Below are 560 nucleotides of genomic sequence, written 5' to 3'. Positions count from 1 at the left end.
CGACAGGCCCAGCTCGACCGCCGCGAACGACGCCAGCTCCCGCACCCGCGGACCCGCGTCGCCGGCCATGTCGATCACCCGCTGCAGGTGTGCCGCCATCAGCGCCCGCCGCTCACCCTCCACCCGCGCCGAGCGCGACTCGACCGCCCGCATCCGCGCCGCGAACTCCGCATCGAGCCGCTGCCGCTCCTGCGCCGCGGACTCCGGCTCCCGCAGCAGCGGCGGCAGCTGCGCACCCGCCTCCACCTCCGCCTCGGTCATCGCCATCAGCTGGGCGGTCGACTCCCGATCGAACGCGTCGAGCGACGCCTGCAGCTCCTCCGCCGACGCCCCGTACGGGTCGAACGCACCGGCGCGGACGGCCTCGATGTAGGCCTCCGCATCGATGCCCCACTCGTCCATGACCGCATCCCACCACAGGCCACTGACACGCGACCGGGGCTGTGGACAACCACGGAGCGGGTTGGTTTCGACACGGTCAGGGCGCTTGGCTTCAGGGGGTTAGTGCAACGCCTGGTTGAGGGGTGGTGGTTGCGTTGGCTCGTCCGGGGTTCTCGGGG

General features: G+C 72.5%; 1 protein-coding gene. It reads right to left on the bottom strand.

The genetic code is table 11. The features are described from left to right. On the bottom strand, positions 1-402 hold a 402-nt coding region (locus ACLQ21_RS15710), incomplete at its 3' end, for a hypothetical protein (RefSeq protein ID WP_425664910.1). Between the last annotated feature and the right edge of the window lie 158 nt (positions 403-560).

This window comes from Agrococcus sp. DT81.2 (assembly GCF_049844935.1).
GTDB lineage: Bacteria > Actinomycetota > Actinomycetes > Actinomycetales > Microbacteriaceae > Agrococcus.
The sequence above is the reverse complement of the archived record's forward strand: the minus strand, read 5'-3'. Positions and strand labels throughout refer to the sequence as shown.